The 19,864-nt window shown below is 32.0% G+C and carries 15 protein-coding genes; 8 read left to right on the forward strand and 7 right to left on the reverse strand.

Going from position 1 to position 19,864, the window contains the following annotated elements; genetic code table 11:
• Positions 1 to 11: 11 nt before the first annotated feature.
• Positions 12 to 905: a DNA/RNA non-specific endonuclease gene (locus ACXAHM_RS07620; protein ID WP_474959823.1), complete on the reverse strand. Its 894-nt coding sequence runs from the start codon at positions 903 to 905 to the stop codon at positions 12 to 14.
• Between the two features lie 190 nt (positions 906 to 1,095).
• On the opposite strand from ACXAHM_RS07620, the gene ACXAHM_RS07625 reads away from it, so the two are divergent.
• A complete protein-coding gene (locus ACXAHM_RS07625) occupies positions 1,096 to 1,644 on the forward strand; it encodes a hypothetical protein (protein WP_474959824.1) in 549 nt (182 codons plus the stop codon).
• A gap of 221 nt (positions 1,645 to 1,865) precedes the next feature.
• Here ACXAHM_RS07625 and ACXAHM_RS07630 read toward each other — a convergent pair whose 3' ends face one another.
• The 6 genes from ACXAHM_RS07630 to ACXAHM_RS07655 all read right to left on the reverse strand — a co-directional run bounded on the left by ACXAHM_RS07630 (position 1,866) and on the right by ACXAHM_RS07655 (position 8,446).
• Entirely contained in the window at positions 1,866 to 3,074 is a 1,209-nt protein-coding gene (locus ACXAHM_RS07630) for an acetate/propionate family kinase (protein ID WP_474959825.1), read from the reverse strand.
• A 112-nt stretch (positions 3,075 to 3,186) separates the two neighbouring features.
• Positions 3,187 to 5,277 (reverse strand): phosphate acetyltransferase, encoded by a 2,091-nt coding sequence (pta, locus tag ACXAHM_RS07635; RefSeq protein ID WP_474959826.1) that lies wholly within the window; start codon positions 5,275 to 5,277, stop codon positions 3,187 to 3,189.
• 185 nt (positions 5,278 to 5,462) lie between these two features.
• Entirely contained in the window at positions 5,463 to 5,843 is a 381-nt protein-coding gene (locus tag ACXAHM_RS07640; protein WP_474959827.1) for a RidA family protein, read from the reverse strand.
• A gap of 83 nt (positions 5,844 to 5,926) precedes the next feature.
• The gene (locus ACXAHM_RS07645) at positions 5,927 to 6,289 is read right to left on the reverse strand and encodes an Hpt domain-containing protein (RefSeq protein WP_474959828.1); all 363 of its coding nucleotides are present in this window, start codon (positions 6,287 to 6,289) and stop codon (positions 5,927 to 5,929) included.
• 18 nt (positions 6,290 to 6,307) lie between these two features.
• Entirely contained in the window at positions 6,308 to 7,597 is a 1,290-nt protein-coding gene (locus ACXAHM_RS07650) for a sigma-54 interaction domain-containing protein (RefSeq protein WP_474959829.1), read from the reverse strand.
• A gap of 87 nt (positions 7,598 to 7,684) precedes the next feature.
• A complete protein-coding gene (locus ACXAHM_RS07655; RefSeq protein ID WP_474959830.1) occupies positions 7,685 to 8,446 on the reverse strand; it encodes a carbonic anhydrase family protein in 762 nt (253 codons plus the stop codon).
• 293 nt (positions 8,447 to 8,739) lie between these two features.
• Between ACXAHM_RS07655 and ACXAHM_RS07660 the strand changes: the two genes are divergently transcribed.
• The 7 genes from ACXAHM_RS07660 (at position 8,740) to ACXAHM_RS07690 (ending at position 19,856) form a co-directional block, all read left to right on the forward strand.
• Entirely contained in the window at positions 8,740 to 10,065 is a 1,326-nt protein-coding gene (locus ACXAHM_RS07660; protein WP_474959831.1) for an aspartate kinase, read from the forward strand.
• A 245-nt stretch (positions 10,066 to 10,310) separates the two neighbouring features.
• Entirely contained in the window at positions 10,311 to 11,639 is a 1,329-nt protein-coding gene (locus ACXAHM_RS07665; RefSeq protein ID WP_474959832.1) for an N-acetylmuramoyl-L-alanine amidase, read from the forward strand.
• A gap of 198 nt (positions 11,640 to 11,837) precedes the next feature.
• Positions 11,838 to 12,323, forward strand: a complete 486-nt coding sequence (locus ACXAHM_RS07670) for an Lrp/AsnC family transcriptional regulator (protein ID WP_474959833.1) — start codon at positions 11,838 to 11,840, stop codon at positions 12,321 to 12,323.
• A gap of 74 nt (positions 12,324 to 12,397) precedes the next feature.
• Positions 12,398 to 13,978 (forward strand): M28 family peptidase, encoded by a 1,581-nt coding sequence (locus ACXAHM_RS07675; protein ID WP_474959834.1) that lies wholly within the window; start codon positions 12,398 to 12,400, stop codon positions 13,976 to 13,978.
• 358 nt (positions 13,979 to 14,336) lie between these two features.
• Positions 14,337 to 15,317: an isoaspartyl peptidase/L-asparaginase family protein gene (locus tag ACXAHM_RS07680; protein ID WP_474959835.1), complete on the forward strand. Its 981-nt coding sequence runs from the start codon at positions 14,337 to 14,339 to the stop codon at positions 15,315 to 15,317.
• Between the two features lie 43 nt (positions 15,318 to 15,360).
• On the forward strand, positions 15,361 to 17,583 hold the full coding sequence (locus tag ACXAHM_RS07685) for a GH92 family glycosyl hydrolase (protein WP_474959836.1): 2,223 nt from the start codon (positions 15,361 to 15,363) through the stop codon (positions 17,581 to 17,583).
• Positions 17,584 to 17,660: 77 nt separating this feature from the next.
• A complete protein-coding gene (locus ACXAHM_RS07690; RefSeq protein ID WP_474959837.1) occupies positions 17,661 to 19,856 on the forward strand; it encodes a beta-N-acetylhexosaminidase in 2,196 nt (731 codons plus the stop codon).
• The last annotated feature ends 8 nt before the right edge of the window (positions 19,857 to 19,864 follow it).

Below are 19,864 nucleotides of genomic sequence, written 5' to 3' on the forward strand. Positions count from 1 at the left end.
CAAATTAGAGTTTATTGATGTTGCCAACAAAATTTCTCACCATTTTGAACTTTTCTTTTGCATCTGTTCCCTTTTTGAGTTGTTCCTTGACATTGAGAACTTTTAATAGTAGGAATATCTTTATTAGTTGATTTTGCGTCACTTTTTTCTTCCCAATTCTCTACATTTAATGTTTTTTCCATTTCTGTCTGAGAAGATAAGAGAAGTTGAGGAAAGAAATTTAAATGTGAAATATTCTCTATTGAATCAATAGTGACATAATGATCGTTTAAATCTGTATCTAAATCTTCATTCTTTAAAATGATACCGATTGCTGCATATTTATTCGATTTTGCTTCAACTGCAATTTTATAATAATACTTTGGAATGGATACATTTGTATTATAAATTTTTGGTAAATCATCTGTAAGAATTGGGCCTGTTACAATATATAAAGAGTCTTTTTCTTTAGCCCAATCCCTCACTTTTTCTTCTGCCTGCTTCCAAATTCCTCTATTAAATGCAGGAACTTGAGGACTAATATTTGAGTAATAAAAACTTTCTTCCATAGCATCTTTGCTGAATGACATATCAGCAGCAGGAGCAAGGTGACCTCTATCATAGCCAGATTTATAATAATCTTCATCATCTGCAGACGAAGTTATCACTAGAGGATCTTCTTCAAAATGATTATTTCTTTCTACTGTTTTATGTAATTCATTTTCTGTGAGCTTATAAATCACAAAGGCAGCTTGTTCATGTTTTTCTGAATAACCAAGAATATAATTATGATGATAGATCAGTTGAATGTTACGGTCATATGTTGGAATAAATTCTTTTGGAATCTCTTGAGTAGTCTGCCCATAACTAATCGTGATAAATAAGCTAAAAAATAAGAATTGTACAATATTGAAAAATCTAGTCATTTTATCGGTAATTGAATTATTTTAATAATCTATATTAGTTATTTGATAGAATTTTGTAAATATAGAGGAGTTATTTGGCGTATTAGTAAAATATTATCCAAATTAATGTTACTATTGTAATGTTCATTGATATTTATTTATAAATGAACGTGATACTGCTAAACAAATAATAACCTAAATAATACAAACAATGTCTACCCTAACTTTAACTTCAAGTATACTTGAAGACAACATGTGTGAATCTTTATTTAGAAATTTAAATAAGAGTTTTGGAAAATCAATTGCCTTACAAGCAGGGTTAAAAACCAATACTCTTTTATTGCAAAAGGATTATATTCCTAGTAAAAATGAGACGGTTAGATTAGATGCCATCATGTATTCTAAATCTAAAACAAACACGATGATTATTGGTTTCATCGTTTTGGATAAATATTCTTTTAAAAAGGATATCCCTAAAATAATCGAAGCTAAAAAATACTGTCATAAACTTTATCTCGTTACAGATTTAAAAGTCAGAAATAGTTTATATGATTTATTAGATTACAATGACTTGAATGATCTTGGTGTAGTTGGTAGAATGTCAAACCATCAGTTTGTCTTATGTAAAACAGCAAATTCTCAGGAATTAAATAAAGATATTTACGTAGAAAAAGTACTTTCAACTGAACATATTACTATTGAAAGAAAACAGATTGAAACTACGAATAGATATAAAAATTTGATGTTTTCTTCGCATTAAATGTTAATTGAATAACACTCATGTTATTGTTCTTTAAACTTGTGAAAACAAGTGTAAAGAAATGTCTACTTAAGAAGAAAATAGACGTAATTAGGTGTATAGGATGACGAAATCTTCCTGTTATAACCTAATTTTATATTCGTAGTGAGCTACGGAAAAGATTTACAAAAAAAATCCCTTACATTTTACTGTAAGGGATTTTTTTTATGCAAGACACTGGATTAACCAATGATCTCTAAAGTTTGTTGAGCAATCTCTAACTCTTCGTTTGTAGGGATTACCAATACTTTGATCTTAGAATCTGCAGATTGAATTTCTTCAATTTTTGAAGCTCTTAAATTATCATTTTTCGCTTCATCGACTGAGATACCTAAATGTTCTAAATTATTGGCCGCGTTTAAACGTACACCATGATCGTTTTCACCAACACCAGCAGTAAACACGATTGCATCAGCACCATTTAAAGCAGCTAAATAAGAACCAATATATTTTTTAATTCTGTAAGTATACATACCAAGACCTAAAGTAGCAGCGGCATCACCTTCTTTTACTCTGTCCTCAATATCTCTCATGTCACTGTCGCCAGTTACACCTTGCATACCAGATTTTTTGTTCAATAAATCATAAACTTCATCTGATTTCATTCCTAACTTGTCGATTAAGTAGAATACAACTGCTGGATCAATATCACCAGAGCGAGTACCCATCATTAAACCATCAAGAGGAGAGAAGCCCATTGAAGTATCAATACACTCACCATTTCTAATTGCAGCCATTGAACAGCCATTACCTAAGTGAATTGTAATGATTTTTGAATCTTTACCTTCTAAACCTAAATAAGAAATTGCTTCCTCAGAAACATACTTATGAGAAGTACCGTGCATACCGTATACACGAACACCGTTTTTCTCATATAATTCTGTAGGAATAGCATATCTGTAAGAAGTTGCAGGCATTGTTTGATGGAATGCAGTATCAAACACAGCAACTTGCTTAGCTTTAGAAAAGATTTTTGTACAATCTAAAATACCTTGTAAGTTAGCAGGGTTATGTAGAGGTGCTAATTGGAAACACTCTCTGATTTTTTCTTCAACATCATTATTGATTAATGTTGTTTTGTTAAAGAATTCACCACCGTGAACAACTCTATGACCTACTGCTTGAATATCATCAGTGTTTTGGATAACACCATTGTCAGCATCAGTCAGCAAGTTTACAACTTCATTTAAACCAACATTGTGATTTGGAATTGGTAACTCAAGTTTTGTTTTAGAAGCATTACCTTCAGCATCAAAAGTTTTGTGCGTGATAATACCATTTTCTAAACCAATTCTTTCTACAATACCTGAACAAAGAACTTGCTCTCCGTCCATTTCGAATAATTGGTATTTTAAAGAAGAACTACCTGCGTTGATGACAAGAATTTTCATTTTAAACTGTATAGAGTTATTTTTTAAATAAATTAGATTGCGAATTAACAAGAATACCCTTTACGCAAAGCAAAGGGTATTCTTAATAAATTTTATTAATAACAATTGTTTACTATTGAATACCTTGGATAGCAGTAATGATTACTGTATTCAAAATATCTTCTACTAAACATCCTCTACTTAAATCGTTAACAGGCTTGTTCAAACCTTGTAAAACAGGACCAATTGCTAAAGCACCTGTTTCTCTTTGAACGGCCTTGTACGTATTGTTACCTGTATTCAAATCAGGGAATATTAATACGTTTGCTTGACCTGCAACTTCAGAACCTGGCATTTTCTTTTGTCCTACGGTAGCATCTACAGCCGCATCGTATTGGATAGGGCCTTCAATTTTCAAGTCTGGACGTTTTGCTTTTGCAATTTCTGTAGCTTTACGAACTTTTTCTACTTCTTCACCTGATCCTGATGAACCTGAAGAATAAGAAAGCATTGCAATTTTAGGTTCAATACCAAATGCAATAGCTGTTTCAGCTGAAGATAATGCAATCTCTGCAAGTTGTTCAGAGTTAGGATTTGGATTAACAGCACAGTCACCATAAACTAAAACTCTGTCTGGCAAGCTCATAAAGAACACAGAAGAAACAACAGAAGTTCCTGGTTTCGTTTTAATCACTTGTAAAGCAGGGCGAATTGTAGCGGCTGTTGTATGTACTGCACCCGAAACCATACCTTGTGCATCTCCCATTTGTACCATCATAGTACCAAAGTAAGATACATCTGACATAGCATCAGTAGCCATGTCTAAGTTCATACCTTTATGTTTTCTTAATTCATAAAGCGTATTTACATATTCATTGAATTTTTCGTATTCAACAGGGTTGATAATTTCTACTTGATCAAAATCAATGTTGATTACATTCTTACGAGCGATATCAACGATTTCATCTTTTTTACCTAATAAAACAATATCAACAATATCTTGATTTGCTAAAATTGCAGATGCCTCCAAAATTCTTGGATCTGTACCTTCTGGTAATACAATTTTTGCTTTTTTCTTTCTAGCACGTTGTGTTAACATGTATTGGAACATCTTCGGAGTCATTCCAGTAACTTTTACAGTACTTAATAACTCTTCAAGCATTTTTGAATCTACATGTTGTTCAAATAATTCTTTTGCATAAGCAATACGCGTCAAATCATTCGCACGCATAGATGCTGTTACATTTGAAGCTGCATTTGCGGTTTGATATGTGTTTTCTTTTACTGAAAGAACAGGAAACATATCTTTCATACCTTCGATTACTTTTTTTATTGAATCTTCTGGTTCTAATCCAGTTGTTAAAAGTAATCCAGCTACGTTAGGATAGTTTTGGGATCTATGTGCTGATAAGGTACCTAACACAATATCACCTCTATCACCAGGTGTGATAACTAACGCATTATCTTTAATTTTTGGTAAGAAGTTTTGCATCTGCATGGCTGCAATTGTAACATTATCTGCCAATACATCCATATTTCTTACACCATATAATACTTTTGCATCTAAATGCTCAGCAATATCTCTAATCGTTGGACTAGAAATTCTTTCATCATCAGGAATAGAAGCAAGTAACATATCTTTACTTGCAAATTTCTCTGCTAATTTTGTATTTAAAGAATTGATAATATTATGATCAACTCTATTTACGATAGCACCAATTACTTTACAGTCATTTGATCTAAAGTCATCAATAGCTACTCGTAATGAATCAGTACATTCTTCTAATGATTTATTATGAGCATTTGTAAGAATTAGAACAGGAGTCGCTAAGTTTTTTGCAAACTCAATATTCAAACTATGTTCTAATGTAATACTATTTTTATAGTCGCTACTTTCAATTAAAATGAAATCAAAACGCTCTTCTAATTTTTTATATTTCTCAATAACAATTTCAAGCATTTCGTCTTTTTTGCCTTGAGAAATTAATTCGTTTGCTTTTTTTAATGTTAAACCATAAGCTTCTTCATGAGAAAGGTCTAAACCAAAGTGTTCAATAACTAAAGAAATATGTTCATCTTCTTTTCCTGAAGTATAATCTCCAATAACTGGTTTAAAGAATCCGACTTTTGAACTTTTACGTAAAGAATTTTCTAAGATGCCTAAGGCAACCAATGCTTTGCCACTATTAGGCTCCGCAGTACTGATGTAAATCGAATTTGTCATTTGATTTGAAATGGTGGTTGATTTATATGCGTGTAGATAACGTTATAATAGAGGTCTAAAAATCATTAGACCTCTATTATCCCACGTTTAATTTTTACCTTTGTTTCAATTTTTTGTGAATTAATATTAACAAGATAAAAATCGATTTATTTAGTGTTCTAAAAAGTGAATTAGAAAGATTTTTCTTATTGAATTGCTATACATGAGATTTCGATTCCAACATCCTTCGGCAGTCGTGCAACTTGCACAGTCTCACGGGCTGGAGCAGTTTCCTCATTAAAATAAGTAGCATATACTTCATTTATTCTAGCAAAGTCATTCATATCTCTAACGAAGATACTACATTTCACTACATTCTCATAAGACAAACCTGCCTCCTCAAGGATGTGTCCTAGATTCTTCATTACTTGGTGTGTTTCATTTTCAATAGTGTCAGAAATAAATTTTCCTGTAGATTGGTCAATTCCTATTTGTCCAGAAACATACAATGTTCCATTTGCGAAAATGGCTTGATTATAAGGTCCAAGAGGTGAGGGTGCAAGCTTACTAAAAATAATTTTTTTCATGAGAGTACATTAAATATTTGATTTTAATGCACAAAAATATACAGATAGTTTGACCCTCTTAGTGACAGATGTCAGTTTTTTGATTAATTATTAGAAATTTGTTGAATTTGCATTAACAAAATTCTACATTTTTCGACAAATCCCTCGACTTTTGTTCCTAATTCTTTTTCATCAAACCCTTCTTCTTTGAAATCTTTTTCAAGATGGAGTATAGTTTCTTTTAAACTTGTAACACCTAACACGAGCATTGAAGGTTTTAACTTATGAGCAATTTTACCAATCGTTGCCCAATCATGTAATCGATAAGCATCGTTTATTTCCTTAATGCCGTCTTTTAGGTTATTTATAAAGGAATTTAGCATCTTTTTTACAAAAGTCTCATCTCCTCTAGAAAGCATTTCTAACTGTGATAAATCGTATAGCTTTGTATTTTGAACAGTACTCATGAGTAATAAAATTAAGTTTTAGGTTTTTGAGATCTTGCCTTCAGTAATCCATTTATAGATTTTGGATTTACTCATTGCAAGTTTATCTGCTACAAAGTTCACCTTTCCTTGGTACTTTTTCAAAAAATGCTCAATGATCTCAATGTTATATTCTTCCAATGTTCGTTCTTTTTCAAGAATATTGAAGTCACTTTTTTGATATTCTATTAATATATCACGCTCAGAAATGACATTATTATCTGATAAAACTACAGCCAATTCGATTATTGCTTTGAGTTGTCGAATGTTTCCTGGAAATGAATAGTTGTTTAAAACTTTAAGCGCTTCTTTATTGATTTTTTTTAAGGGTATAATATTATTTTGAAGACATGTCTGCTCAATAAAGTTGCTAACAATTTCAGGGATATCTTCTTTTCTTTCTCTTAAAGGTGGCAAGTGAATAGGCAAACCAAGTATTCTATAATATAAATCTTCTCTAAAATTATTATTAGAAACTTCATAATTCAAATCTCTATGAGTCGCTGTAATAAGTCGAATATCTGTTTTGACAACCTCATTACCACCTAATCTGCTTAATTCTCCCTCTTGTAAAACACGAAGTAACTTTGTCTGAAGGTTCATTGGTAGTTCTCCAATTTCATCCAAAAACAAAGTGCCACCTTTAGCCTCTTCAAATTTACCTATTCTCTTTTTTGTTGCTCCAGTGAATGCACCTTCTTCATATCCAAATAATTCACTTTCAATAAGGTCCATAGGGATCGAGGCAATATTGACTGAAATCAATTTATTATTTTTTCTTGATGACCCTTCATGAATTGCTTTAGCGACTAATTCTTTACCTGTTCCTGTTTCTCCAGTAATATTTACATTAATTTTACTAGCAGCCGCTTTCTTCATGACTTTAAACACCTTTGAAATTTTTTCAGATTGTCCTTTAATAAGGTCATTGAATTCAAAACTATTTAATTGGCTTTTGGGTGTTTTCAGAATTGAATCATTGAGTTGATTAACAAGATGTTTATCATTTAAAATGTAGTTATCAAAACCAAGAGATATAAATTTTTGAAATTGGTAAATGTCATTTACAGTAGAAATGATAATTTTTTTTTCAAAAGCAGGATTAGAAATAATAGATGTTAGGAGGTCTTCATTAAAAGATTTAATCATCAATTCATCGATATATAGGAGGTCTATTTTTCTATCTCTAGTAAATATCTCTTCTAACGAATATATCAGTTCAACCGACGCATCGTGATTTTTGAGTTTTTCATGTAATGATAAATCCGTTGATAATAGTGCTGTACCCATTCAGTTTTTTTTACAATTCAATATCAAAGGTAAAAAAAAGGTGACCTTTTGTAAAGTCACCTTTAAATTCAATCATTTCTACTAATATTATTTTGTAACCACAAGAAGGTCTTCTTTCTCAACATGTCTGCCTTTTAAAGCCTGAATATGTCTAGCGTTATTTCCCTCAATTTGATTTAATATCTTTATTTGCTCTTCTGAAGCTTCAAATATTACTTGGTTGATATGCCAAGAAACAGTTTCAGTATATGGAGGAGTAGTAAGCGATCCTTTATAATGATAATAATGCTTCATTTCTTCACTTTCATAATTACCAAAAAGATCCTCAAGGTTTACTTCAGTATCTTTTACATTGACCATACCTGTATGATCTCTAGGTATTTTGTTGATAAATTCATCTATGAATGCATTTCTTTTACCCATTTTAAATAATACACCAATTACTAAGTAATGTGGCTTAGGGCTTTTGTCATCTTGCAATACATTGACCATATGCATTTCCATTGGGTAGGTAATACCGTCAATTTGATGCTCCGAAGGTGTGTGGAAATGCAATTGATTGAAATCATAGGCATGATTATCAAATAAAATTTGAGAAGTACTGTCAAAATCTAGTTGTACAGAATGCCCTGTATTCTCAACAGCATTAATATGTGCATTAATATTTAGATTTGATGCAACAGCTCCTTCGACTTTGCCGGATAGGATATTTATTGGAGATTGTATATTTCCAAATTCTTTCTCAGTCTCACAGTAAGCAATTTTGTTTGTTTGATCTGAATGATTTTGCTTACATGATAGTGAAATAAAAACGAGACATAAGATGCTTAGCGATGATAGTAATTTCATGTTAAAAATGAGATATTGACGAATGAAATTTTTATACTTCAAAAGTCATTGAAATAGTTGTAAAAAGTAGTGACATATAAATGCAAAATTTGATAATTTTCGTCATTAATTCATGAAACCCAATTTTTTAAACAAGATACCTCTCGTTTGTTTTAAAAACCTCTCATTGTTATAAATAAAACATATTGTGAAATATCGGTATTTTTACTTTTTATATTTCATTAAATAAACCCTACAAATCATCTTTACGTTATATTTTAGGTTAAACAGAAAAAATAAACAGATTTAGTGCGATGTTAGTTTATAAATTTGGAGGTACGTCAGTTGGTTCAGCAGAACGCATGGTTCAAGTATCAAATTTAATAGTAGATGAAAAACCAAAAATAGTTGTATTATCAGCTGTTTCAGGTACTACAAATGCTTTAGTAGGTATATGCGATGCTTATTTTGCTGGCGATAAACAATTAGTAGAAAAATTAGTTGCTGACTTCAAACCAAAATACGATAAACATATTTATGAGCTTTTACAAGAAGAGTCTTCTCGTGAAGCTGCTCATACCTTAATGAATGAGAAATATGAACTATTAACATCTTACAATCTTGAAGGTTTTTCTGCTAAGCAAGAAAAAGAAATTCATGCTCAAGGGGAGTTGATTTCAACCAAATTAATGCACTTATATTTAACTGAAAAAGGAATTAAGTCTGCATTATTACCTGCATTAGATTTTATGAGATCTGAAAATGGAGAACCTTCATATGATCAGATCGAAAATAGATTAAAAGAAACATTAGCTCAAAATAAAGATATAAACTTGTTCATTACGCAAGGATATATTTGCACGAATGAATTTGGAGAGGTTGATAACTTACAAAGAGGAGGTAGTGATTATACAGCAACAATTATTGGTGCATGTATAGAAGCTGAAGAAGTTCAAATTTGGACAGATATTGACGGAATGCATAATAACGATCCTCGTTTTGTAGAAAATACAAAAGCTGTAGAACAACTAACATATGATGAGGCTGCGGAATTAGCTTATTTTGGAGCTAAAATTCTTCACCCATTAGCAGTTTTACCAGCTCAGAAAAAAGATATTCCAGTTCGATTAAAAAATACAATGGCTCCTCAAGCCTTTGGAACATTGATTGGACCAACTTCTGATAGTTCAATTCCAGTAAAATCTGTAGCTGCAAAAAATGGTATTGTAGCAATAAAAATTCGTTCAAGCCGAATGCTTATGGCATATGGTTTCTTGAAGAAAGTATTTGAGGTATTTGAGAAATACAGTACTCCAATTGATATGATCACAACGTCAGAAGTTGCTGTATCATTAACGATCGATAATGATACTCACTTGGAAGAAATTGTTCGTGATTTACAATCTTTAGGTGGTGTTGAAGTTGATAAAGACATGACAATTGTATGTGTTGTAGGACAAATGCTTGTTGAAGATGCTAAAATTGTCTCTCAAGTAGTTCATGCTTTAGAGTCTCTTCCAGTGAGAATGATCTCTTATGGTGGTAGTAAATCAAACATTTCTGTTTTGATCCCAACTTTTGAAAAAAATAACGCATTAAACTTATTACATAAAGAACTTTATAATGAAGAATTAGTTTAATAAGGTTTATAAAAAATACTTAAGGTACTTGCTATTATAGTAGGTGCCTTTTTTTGTGCAAGAAATAATAAGTGTTTAATGTACAACTTTAATTGAATTTTAAGAATAGTTTTTGTACTTTATTATGAATATCTAGAGAATAGTAGATATTTTGTCGTTTACCTTAACTTATGAAGCTAAAAAAATTGCACTTCTTATCATTAACTATATAAATTAGCACCCTGAATTATAGCCAAATTAAATAAATGCATCAATTACCCCGTAAAATACTCATCATGATTACACTCCTTGTTACATTTGGAGTGGGGGATTTGTATGCTCAAATGAATAAACAGCTCGCTCAATATTATAAAAGAAGAGCTCAAAAATATTTGGTAAAGAGTCCACATCTTTATGAATATTTCACTATTAACACTAGAGGTATCGTAATTTTTGCTTCTCCAGCACATAGAAAAAAGGGGATAGCGGAGTTTTTTATGCCTTGGAGTGAATTATCCATGATGCAGGACGTATTCGAATTTACCGATAGAAACTTTCAATATAATGTCTATAATTCAAAAGGTATAAAACCTTTCTCACAAGATATGATTCAAACAATTAGAATTTTGAAATTGAATCATAATTTCGTTCCAACCTCTGTGATGAAACCTCTTTCGGGCATAAGAGTAGCCATTGATCCTGGTCATATTGCTACTGATATGAAAATGGCCAAGATAGAAGGTAGGTTTATTGATATGAAACTTGAGAATGGTGAAGAAATCAAATTAAAAGAGGGTGATTTAACACTAACTACTGCCTATGTTTTAAGGGATAGCCTTGAGAAATATGGTGCCGAAGTTTTTATGACTAGAACAGCTGGAAATAATTCAGGAGCATCAAGTGAAAATTATGAGCTTTGGAAAAAGAAACATCTTCAACGTAAAGTGACACATAAGCACAAATTGACTAAAAAACAATTAATGCATGTACTTTACCATTCTCCTGAGTCAAAGATTTACAGGGATTATTATTTACAAGATGACCTAGAAATAAGAGCGAATAAAATTAATTATTTCAAACCTGATGTTACCGTAGTTTTACATTATAATGCTGATGAGTTAAATGTAGGATGGAAGAAGCCATCTAAAAGAAATTTCTCGATGGTTTTTGTTCCTGGCTCGTTTATGCAAAAGGAGTTAGCTACTAAAAGAGACCGATATGATTTTCTAAGAATTTTAATTAGTGATAATACTAAGAACTCTTATTATCTAAGTAAATTCATAATGGAGCAGTTTGTAGATTATCTAAAAGTCCCTGCCGTAGATCAAACAAATGAACCTAGATATCTAAAGAATGTTGCCATGTCTTTAGGAAACGGTATTTATGCCCGAAACTTAAGATTATGTAGACTGCTAAATAGTCCATTGTGTTATGGAGAACCACTATTGCAAGACAATGAATTAGAGCTAAGGGGATTAAATAACAACGACTTCAAAAATGGTAATATTTCACCAAGAGTTATTGAAGTAGCGAACAGTTATTTTTATGGAATTCTTGATTATGTGAATTATCAGAAAAGCAAACATACTCCATAATATAGCCTATCTTATTTCGTGTTAACAAAACATCATTTCCTTTTTCAAAATTTTAGTTGGTAAAATTGGATAATAACAAAATATAATTATAAATTGCATTCATCCTATTTTAAGAGTGAATCTGATTTTTTATTATTTACAGATTTTCTTTTTTAATCACATACAACACATTGGGACAATAATTAAAAGATATTTTACATGTCAACTTACAAAAAAGCAGTTTTAAGACTTGATCAGACTGACAGAAGAATTTTAGATATTCTTCAGAAACAGGCTAAAATAACAAACGCTCAGCTATCGAAAGAAATTGATTTATCTCCAGCCCCAACATTAGAAAGGGTAAAGAAATTGGAGAATTCTGGAATAATTGAAAGTTATCATGCAAAACTGAATACAAAAGCGTTAGGTTTAGGCGTAACTACTTTTGTAAATGTGAAGATTGAAAAGCATAATCAAGAAAACCATACTTCTTTTTTAAAGCAAGTAGACAATATACCTGAAGTGATTGAGTGTCATCACGTAACAGGGAATAGTCACTATTTATTGAAAGTTATCACAACTGATATAGAAGAATATCAAAGAGTGTTATTAAATAAACTAAGTGAAATCAAAGAGGTTGATGATTTACAATCAATGATCGTATTATCTTCACCTAAAGATGCTCACACAATTCCAGTTCCTTAGGTCTGGGATTCAGTTCATTAAATTTCATCGAAACAAACTAAACACTTACATCTCATAAGAGACAATCAACAATTATGAAAAAAACAGTTATCACGGCTGGTATTCTAGCTGCATCACTGACTTCTTCATTTGCACAGAACATTACCCTAGAGTCAAATAAGGAGGAAGTAAATAAGTACAAGAATACAATCACTCAAGAAGAGTTAAAAGGTCATTTATCAATCTTAGCTTCTGATGAATTTGAGGGAAGAGAAACTGGGGAAAGAGGTCAAAAAATGGCTGCAGATTATATTTCTCAATTCTTTTTCGACCAAGGTTTAACAGGGCCAGTTAAAAACGTTCCAAATCCATATTTACAGAAATTTGATTTATTTCAACAGAAATATTCAAACTTTACAATCAGTGCCAATGGTCAATCATTATCTTTAATCGAAGATATTTTCCCATATGGCAACTTTTCTTTTGACAAAGATTTAGAGGTTGTTTTTGTTGGATATGGTGACGAAACTACTGATATCAATGATTATGCTAATGTAGATGTAAAAGGAAAAGGTGTAATTTTCTTTGAAAAATCTCCAGAAGGCTATGGTGCTACAAGCAAAATGAATGGTTTAAGAAGAAAAGCAAAATTAGCAGCTGAAAAAGGTGCTGCATTTGCAATTATTCTTCCTGAATCTGATGAAAAATACAATACGCAAGCTCAGCGCTATGGAAGTTATATTACTAAAGGTAGATTAACTTTTGAACCACAACAGAAGAATGCAAAAGCAGGAAGTTTTGGTTTAATCTTAGGTAAGCCGTCTAGCTTTATGTCATTATTAGGTTTGAATGAAAAGAAACTTGAAAAATCAATGGCAAAAGCAGTAGCAAAAGGTAAATCTGCTGCAACAGGTGAAGCTTATACTTTAGATATCAATGCTAAATTTGAAACGAAGAAAGTTCCTACGGAAAATGTTTTAGGTTTCATGGAAGGTACTGATCTTAAAGATGAAATTTTAGTTGTTACTTCACATTATGATCATGTTGGTATTATTAATGGAGAAATCCATAATGGTGCTGATGATGATGGTTCTGGTACAACAGGTCTTTTAGAAGTTGTGAATGCATTTTCTCAAGCTAAGAAGGATGGACATGGACCAAGAAGATCTATCTTGTTCATGACTGTTACAGGTGAAGAAAAAGGTTTATTAGGTTCTGAGTATTATTCAGATCACCCAGTCTTCCCATTAGAAAACACAATCGCTGATATCAATATTGATATGATTGGTAGAGGTGATGATGCACATAAAGATCAAGAAGACTTCATTTATGTTATCGGTGCAGATATGCTTTCATCTGAGTTACATGTAATTCATGAAAAAGTTGCCAAAACATATATGCCTGATTTAGCATTAGATTACACATACAATGAAAAAGACGATCCAAATAGATATTACTATAGATCTGATCATTATAACTTTGCGAAACATGGTATTCCAGTAATCTTCTACTTCAATGGTACACATGAAGATTATCACCAACCAACGGACACAGTAGACAAAATTACTTTTGGTCCAATGGCAAAAAGAGCTCAACTTGTATTCTCAACTGCTTGGGAATTAGCGAATAGAGATAAAGCACCTGTCGTTGATAAAAAAGACGGAGAGCAAAAATAATTTAAGAAAGAGGTCATTAGAAATAATGATCTCTTTTGTTATAAACTTATAGGACATGTTAGTTCTATCATAATAATTGAAGAAGGAAGAGAAATTTTCCTTCTTTTTTTTGCACGATATTGTTAATAATTATCATTTGTTTAAGCTTGAATATGCGTGTTTATGCGTTTTTTGATTTCGAATGTGTAAATTTAACACGTTAAAAATAATAGAAACCTTAGCATTACTACAGAATATTAATAGAAAGAAACAATACGATTTTACCATGAAATGATTGAAATATTAAACTCAAGAATGAATCATATATTATCTTTTTAAGTTATTCAAATTGAAGTAATCACATAACACGTATTTATCCATGGGAAGCAGAAGAGATTTTTTAAAAGTTTCGGCTTTATCATCAGCCGCATTAATATCACCAACATTATCTTCATTTTCATTTGCAGGGAAAAGAAAAGGTACAATGCCTTTAATGATTTCAACATGGAATCATGGTTTTGGAGCAAATGAAGCGGGTTGGAAAATTTTAAAAGATGGAGGTTCTTCTCTTGATGCTGTGGAAGCAGGTGTAAGAGTACCTGAAGGTGACCCTAATGAAAGAAGTGTAGGTTATGGAGGTTTACCCGATCGTGATGGTATAGTAACCTTAGATGCTTGTATCATGAATCATGATTATGAGTGTGGAGCTGTAGCGTGTTTAGAAGATATTATGCATCCAATTTCTGTAGCTAGATTAGTGATGGAAAAAACACCACATGCCATGCTTGTAGGTCAAGGAGCCAAGACTTTTGCTTTGTCTCAAGGTTTTAAGGAAGAAAACCTTCTAACTGAAAAATCTAAAAAAGATTGGGAAGAATGGTTAAAGAAATCTGAATATAAGCCAGTCATTAATATTGAAAATCATGATACTATTGGAGCATTAGCTATTGATGCCAAAGGACATATTGCAGGCGCTTGTACAACTTCTGGTGCTGCTTATAAAATGCATGGTAGAGTGGGTGATTCGCCACTTATTGGTGCAGGTCTATTTGTAGATGGTGAAATTGGAGCAGCTTGTGCTACTGGATTAGGGGAAGCTGTAATCAGAACTGCTGGTTCAGCCATGGTTGTAGAACATATGCGTATGGGGAAATCACCTGCTGAAGCATGTGAAATTGCAGTAAAACGTATTATGGATACCCATAAAAATAGAATGGAAAATCTTCAAGTCGGTTTCTTAGCTATTAATAATAAAGGTGAATATGGTGGATACAGTATTCGTAGTGGATTTAATTTCGCTGTGGTAGATACTGCCAACGGAAACAGAATGGAAGATTCAAAATATAAATTAGAGTGGTAATTAACCATTTCAATTGACCAACAATGCATTAACTACGTTTTAAATGATAAATATCAAATCAACTTTACTAGCCTTATTATCAATCTCACTTTTTGTTTCTTGTTCTGAAAATAAGCCAGAACATAAAACAGTTCAAGTGAGATATACTGATTATGTTAATCCTTTTGTAGGTACAGATGGACCTGGTAATACATACCCTGGAGCGACTGTTCCTCATGGTATGGTTCAACTTTCTCCTGACAATGGATATGGTGGTTGGGATAGAATTGCAGGTTATTTTTGGCCTGATTCTACTATAGCAGGTTTTTCTCATACTCACCTTTCAGGAACTGGAGCAGGTGATTTATATGATATTCTTGTAATGCCCTTTAACAGTAAGTCAGATAGAACATTAACTGAAAATGGAAATATTAGACCTGTTTCTTTATTTTCACATGAGAAAGAAGAAGCAGAACCGGGTTATTATGCCGTAGATCTTCTAGATTACGATATTCATGCTGAGATGACGGCTACTTCTAGAACAGGTTTTCATAAATATACTTTCCCTAAAGATGATGATTCTCAGATTTATATAAATCTAGGCTATGCTTTAAACTGGGATGGTCCTACTGATACATATCTAAAAGTAATTGATAATCAAACTGTAGTAGGTTACCGTTTTTCTTCGGGTTGGGCACCTGTTCAACATGAATTCTTTGTTGCAAAATTTAGTGTTCCTTTTACCTCTTACGAATTGTTCAATTCTGAAAAAGGAGATAAGCTAAGTAAAGTTGAAGGCAAGGAAATTAAAGCAAAGAAAACAAGAGGATACTTCCATTTTGATACTTCAAAAGACAAAAATGAAGTTTTAATAAAAGTGGCACTGTCATCAGCAAGCATTGAAGGTGCTCAAAAAAATCTGGCTGCAGAAAATACAACTTGGGATTTTAACCAAGTAAAACAAAATGCTTCTGATACATGGGAAAAAGAATTAGAAAAAATTAAAGTCTCTTCAAATGACATTGAGCACTTGAGAGTTTTCTATACAGCAATGTATCAGTCGATGTTAGCACCAACTTTACATTCAGATGTAGACGGTGCATACAAAGGTGCTGATCAAAAAAATCATATAGCAAAGGGATTTAATAAATATGATACCTTTTCATTATGGGATACTTATAGAGCTGTACATCCTTTGTATACAATGATTCATACGAATAGAGTACCTGATATGATCAATTCTTTTCTTTCCCATTATGATGAAACAGGTTTATTACCTGTATGGTCAATGAAAGGAAATGAAACAAATATGATGATCGGTTATCATGCTGTCCCCATCATTACAGATGCTTATTTTAAAGGAATAAAAGGATTTGATGTAGAAAAAGCTTATGAAGCTTGTAAAGCCTCTGCCATGAATGAAAATGGTGATGCAATGAAAGATTACATCAAATTAGGTTATGTACCTATCAGTTATGATCATGAAAATTGGAATGTTTCCAAAACACTAGAATATGCATATGATGATTGGTGTGTCGCTGAATTTGCCAAAGCATTAGGGAAAGAAGATGACTATAAATATTTTGCTAAACGTGCTGAAAACTGGAGGAATGTATATGACCCTGAGTCTTCTTTTATGCGTCCAAAAGACAAAAATGGAAAATTTATTGAAGATTTTACCCCAAAGGATTATACAGATCACTTTTGTGAAAGCAATGCATGGCAATATTTCTTCTATGTACCACAAAATGTAAAAGGCCTAATTGATGCAATGGGTGGAGAAGAGCGTTTTGAACAAAGATTAGATTCAATGTTCACATATTATCCAACAGCGGATGACAAATTACCGATCTTTTCTACAGGTATGATTGGACAATATGCTCATGGTAATGAACCTTCTCATCATGTAGCTTACTTATACAATTACATTAATAAACCAGAGAAAGGACAGAAGCTTATTCGTCAAATCATGAATACGCAATATAAGTCTACTCCTGATGGAGTTTGTGGTAATGAGGATTGTGGTCAAATGTCTTCATGGTTTATTTTAAGTTCAATTGGTTTGTATCCTGTAAACCCGGGTAATGCAACATATGACTTAGGTGCACCATTATTTAAGAATGCCATTGTGACTTTAGGTAATGGAAAAGAATTAAAAATTATCGCAAAAAATATATCTGACGAGCACCCAACCGCTAGCAAAGTGCTTTTCAATGGAAAAGAAATTAAAGGTTGGAAAATAAGTCACAATGATTTAATACAAGGAGGAACGCTTGAGTTCATCTAGAAATAAAAAAGGGCAATTAAATATCACATTTAGTTGTCCTTTACCTTTTAGTATTGCGATTAAATAAATCTCTTGAAATGAAATTAAAACTACTAACAATATTACTTCTATTGAGTCAAATAGTAATTGCTCAAACATCAAAACCTACTTTAATCCCTTATCCTCAAAATATAGAATGGAAAGAGGGTGAATTTAAGTTGCAGAACAATGATTGGATTTATATTGAAGATCAAAATTTTGATGTTCAACATTTTATTGATGAAATAAAATTTCAAACAGGCTTATCAGTTTCAAGTACAAATGAATTAGAAAAAAGTAGTATAAAGATGCTATTAGACTCTACAATTCAAGAAGCTGAAGGTTATCAATTAACTATTGTTGATTCCTCTATTGTCTTAAAAGCAAAAACAACCAAGGGAATTATTAATGGATCATCTACTATTCTACAGTTTCTAGGTTTCAATTCAACTATACCGAACGTAATTATTTATGATTTTCCAAAGTTTGCATGGAGAGGAATGATGTTGGATGTAAGTAGACATTTCTTTTCAGTGGAGATTATAAAATCTTATTTGGATTTGATGGCTCACTATAAGTTGAATAAGTTTCATTGGCATCTCACCGAAGATCAAGGGTGGCGAATAGAAGTCAAACAATACCCTGAACTCGCAAATAATAGTGCATGGAGAGTTGAAAAAGATGGAACAAAATACGGGGGATTTTATACACAAGAACAGATTAAAGAAGTTGTCGCTTATGCTTCTAAAAGAGGAATTGAAGTGATACCTGAAATTGATATGCCTGGACATATGTTAGCTGCTTTGGCTTCATATCCACAATATTCTTGTACTGGTGGGCCTTTTGACGTTCAGACAGAGTGGGGTGTTCATAAAGATGTACTTTGTATAGGCAATGAAGATACTTATGTTTTTATTGAAAATATTTTAAAAGAAATAATGCCTCTTTTCCCTTCGAATTACATGCATATTGGAGGAGATGAATGTCCTAAATCAAGATGGGAAGTCTGTGATAAATGTCAAGCTAAAATCAAATCTGAAGGTTTGAAGAATGAAAACGAATTACAAAGTTATTTTATCAAAAGAATAGAAAAAGTCGTTAATAATAACGGAAAAGAGATGATTGGTTGGGATGAAATCCTTGAAGGAGGACTTTCAGAAACAGCTACAGTTCAACTTTGGAGAGATTGGCACGATAAAGATGCCGTTAGAAAGATTGCAGAGCTGGGTAATGATGTAATTGTATCCCCAACAGGTATGTGTTATTTTGATTATGATATTGAAACTACAGATGTAAAACAAGTCTATAATTATAGTCCTATTCCAATTGATTTAATAGAAGATAAACATCATCATATTTTGGGTGGAGAGGCTACATTATGGACAGAAAGAATGCCAGATAAAGCACGTTTAGACTTTATGGTTTTCCCAAGACTTTTGGCCTTGTCTGAAGCTTTATGGATTGGTCAAAAAGAAGGGTTTGATAATTTTATGCAACGTCTTGAAAGAGAATATGCTTATCTAGACAAAAAAGGAATCCAATATGGTCCATCTTCCAAAGTTTTAGAAGTCAATGTTTTTAAGAAAGAGAACGGACTTTTTATTGAAGGAAATTCACTAATTGATGGAGTTTCATTAAAATACAAAACTCCATCTTCTACTCAATTCATGAATTATAACGGAGCAATTGAGATAAAAGAAACAGGAGAAGTAATACTTCAAGGTTATAAAAATGGTAAAAAATATGGTGATCCTGCTATTTCCAAATTTGTGATTCATCAAGGTAATTATGCCAAAGTATCTTTATCTATTAATCCCGATAAACCATATAACACCGTAGGTGCACAAGGATTAGTGGATGGTCGTTTAGCCAACGAACAGAAATTTAAAGATGAAAACTGGTTAGGATTTAATGGTAAAGACCTTACCGCAACTTTAACTTTTGAAAAACCTATTAACCCAAAAAAGATAAGTATAAGAGCATACGATGAAGTAGGCTCGTGGATTATGGCTCCGAAGAATATAGAAATCATGTATTCTAAAGACGGGAAAAAATATAAATCTGCGGATAAATACAGAATGGATGAAACGACTGTAGACGGCGATGTGTTAATTTATAGTTGGGAGGACCTGTCTAAATTAAAAAATATCAAGTCGATCAAGGTTAAATATATAAATGGAGGCCCATTACCAGAAGGGGCTATGGGAGCAGGTCAACCCGCTTGGCTTTTTGTTGATGAAATAATAATAGAATAAATACAATA

The organism is Flammeovirga sp. AWQ4_249 (assembly GCF_056161045.1).

Coding starts and splice junctions, on each gene's coding strand:
- ACXAHM_RS07640 (WP_474959827.1), bottom strand. CDS start 5,843: ATGAAAAAAATTATTTTTAGTAAGCTTGCACCCTCACCTCTTGGACCT.
- ACXAHM_RS07680 (WP_474959835.1), top strand. CDS start 14,337: ATGGGAAGCAGAAGAGATTTTTTAAAAGTTTCGGCTTTATCATCAGCC.
- ACXAHM_RS07690 (WP_474959837.1), top strand. CDS start 17,661: ATGAAATTAAAACTACTAACAATATTACTTCTATTGAGTCAAATAGTA.
- ACXAHM_RS07650 (WP_474959829.1), bottom strand. CDS start 7,597: ATGGGTACAGCACTATTATCAACGGATTTATCATTACATGAAAAACTC.
- pta (WP_474959826.1), bottom strand. CDS start 5,277: ATGACAAATTCGATTTACATCAGTACTGCGGAGCCTAATAGTGGCAAA.
- ACXAHM_RS07670 (WP_474959833.1), top strand. CDS start 11,838: ATGTCAACTTACAAAAAAGCAGTTTTAAGACTTGATCAGACTGACAGA.
- ACXAHM_RS07630 (WP_474959825.1), bottom strand. CDS start 3,074: ATGAAAATTCTTGTCATCAACGCAGGTAGTTCTTCTTTAAAATACCAA.
- ACXAHM_RS07645 (WP_474959828.1), bottom strand. CDS start 6,289: ATGAGTACTGTTCAAAATACAAAGCTATACGATTTATCACAGTTAGAA.
- ACXAHM_RS07685 (WP_474959836.1), top strand. CDS start 15,361: ATGATAAATATCAAATCAACTTTACTAGCCTTATTATCAATCTCACTT.
- ACXAHM_RS07665 (WP_474959832.1), top strand. CDS start 10,311: ATGCATCAATTACCCCGTAAAATACTCATCATGATTACACTCCTTGTT.
- ACXAHM_RS07660 (WP_474959831.1), top strand. CDS start 8,740: ATGTTAGTTTATAAATTTGGAGGTACGTCAGTTGGTTCAGCAGAACGC.
- ACXAHM_RS07620 (WP_474959823.1), bottom strand. CDS start 905: ATGACTAGATTTTTCAATATTGTACAATTCTTATTTTTTAGCTTATTT.
- ACXAHM_RS07625 (WP_474959824.1), top strand. CDS start 1,096: ATGTCTACCCTAACTTTAACTTCAAGTATACTTGAAGACAACATGTGT.
- ACXAHM_RS07675 (WP_474959834.1), top strand. CDS start 12,398: ATGAAAAAAACAGTTATCACGGCTGGTATTCTAGCTGCATCACTGACT.
- ACXAHM_RS07655 (WP_474959830.1), bottom strand. CDS start 8,446: ATGAAATTACTATCATCGCTAAGCATCTTATGTCTCGTTTTTATTTCA.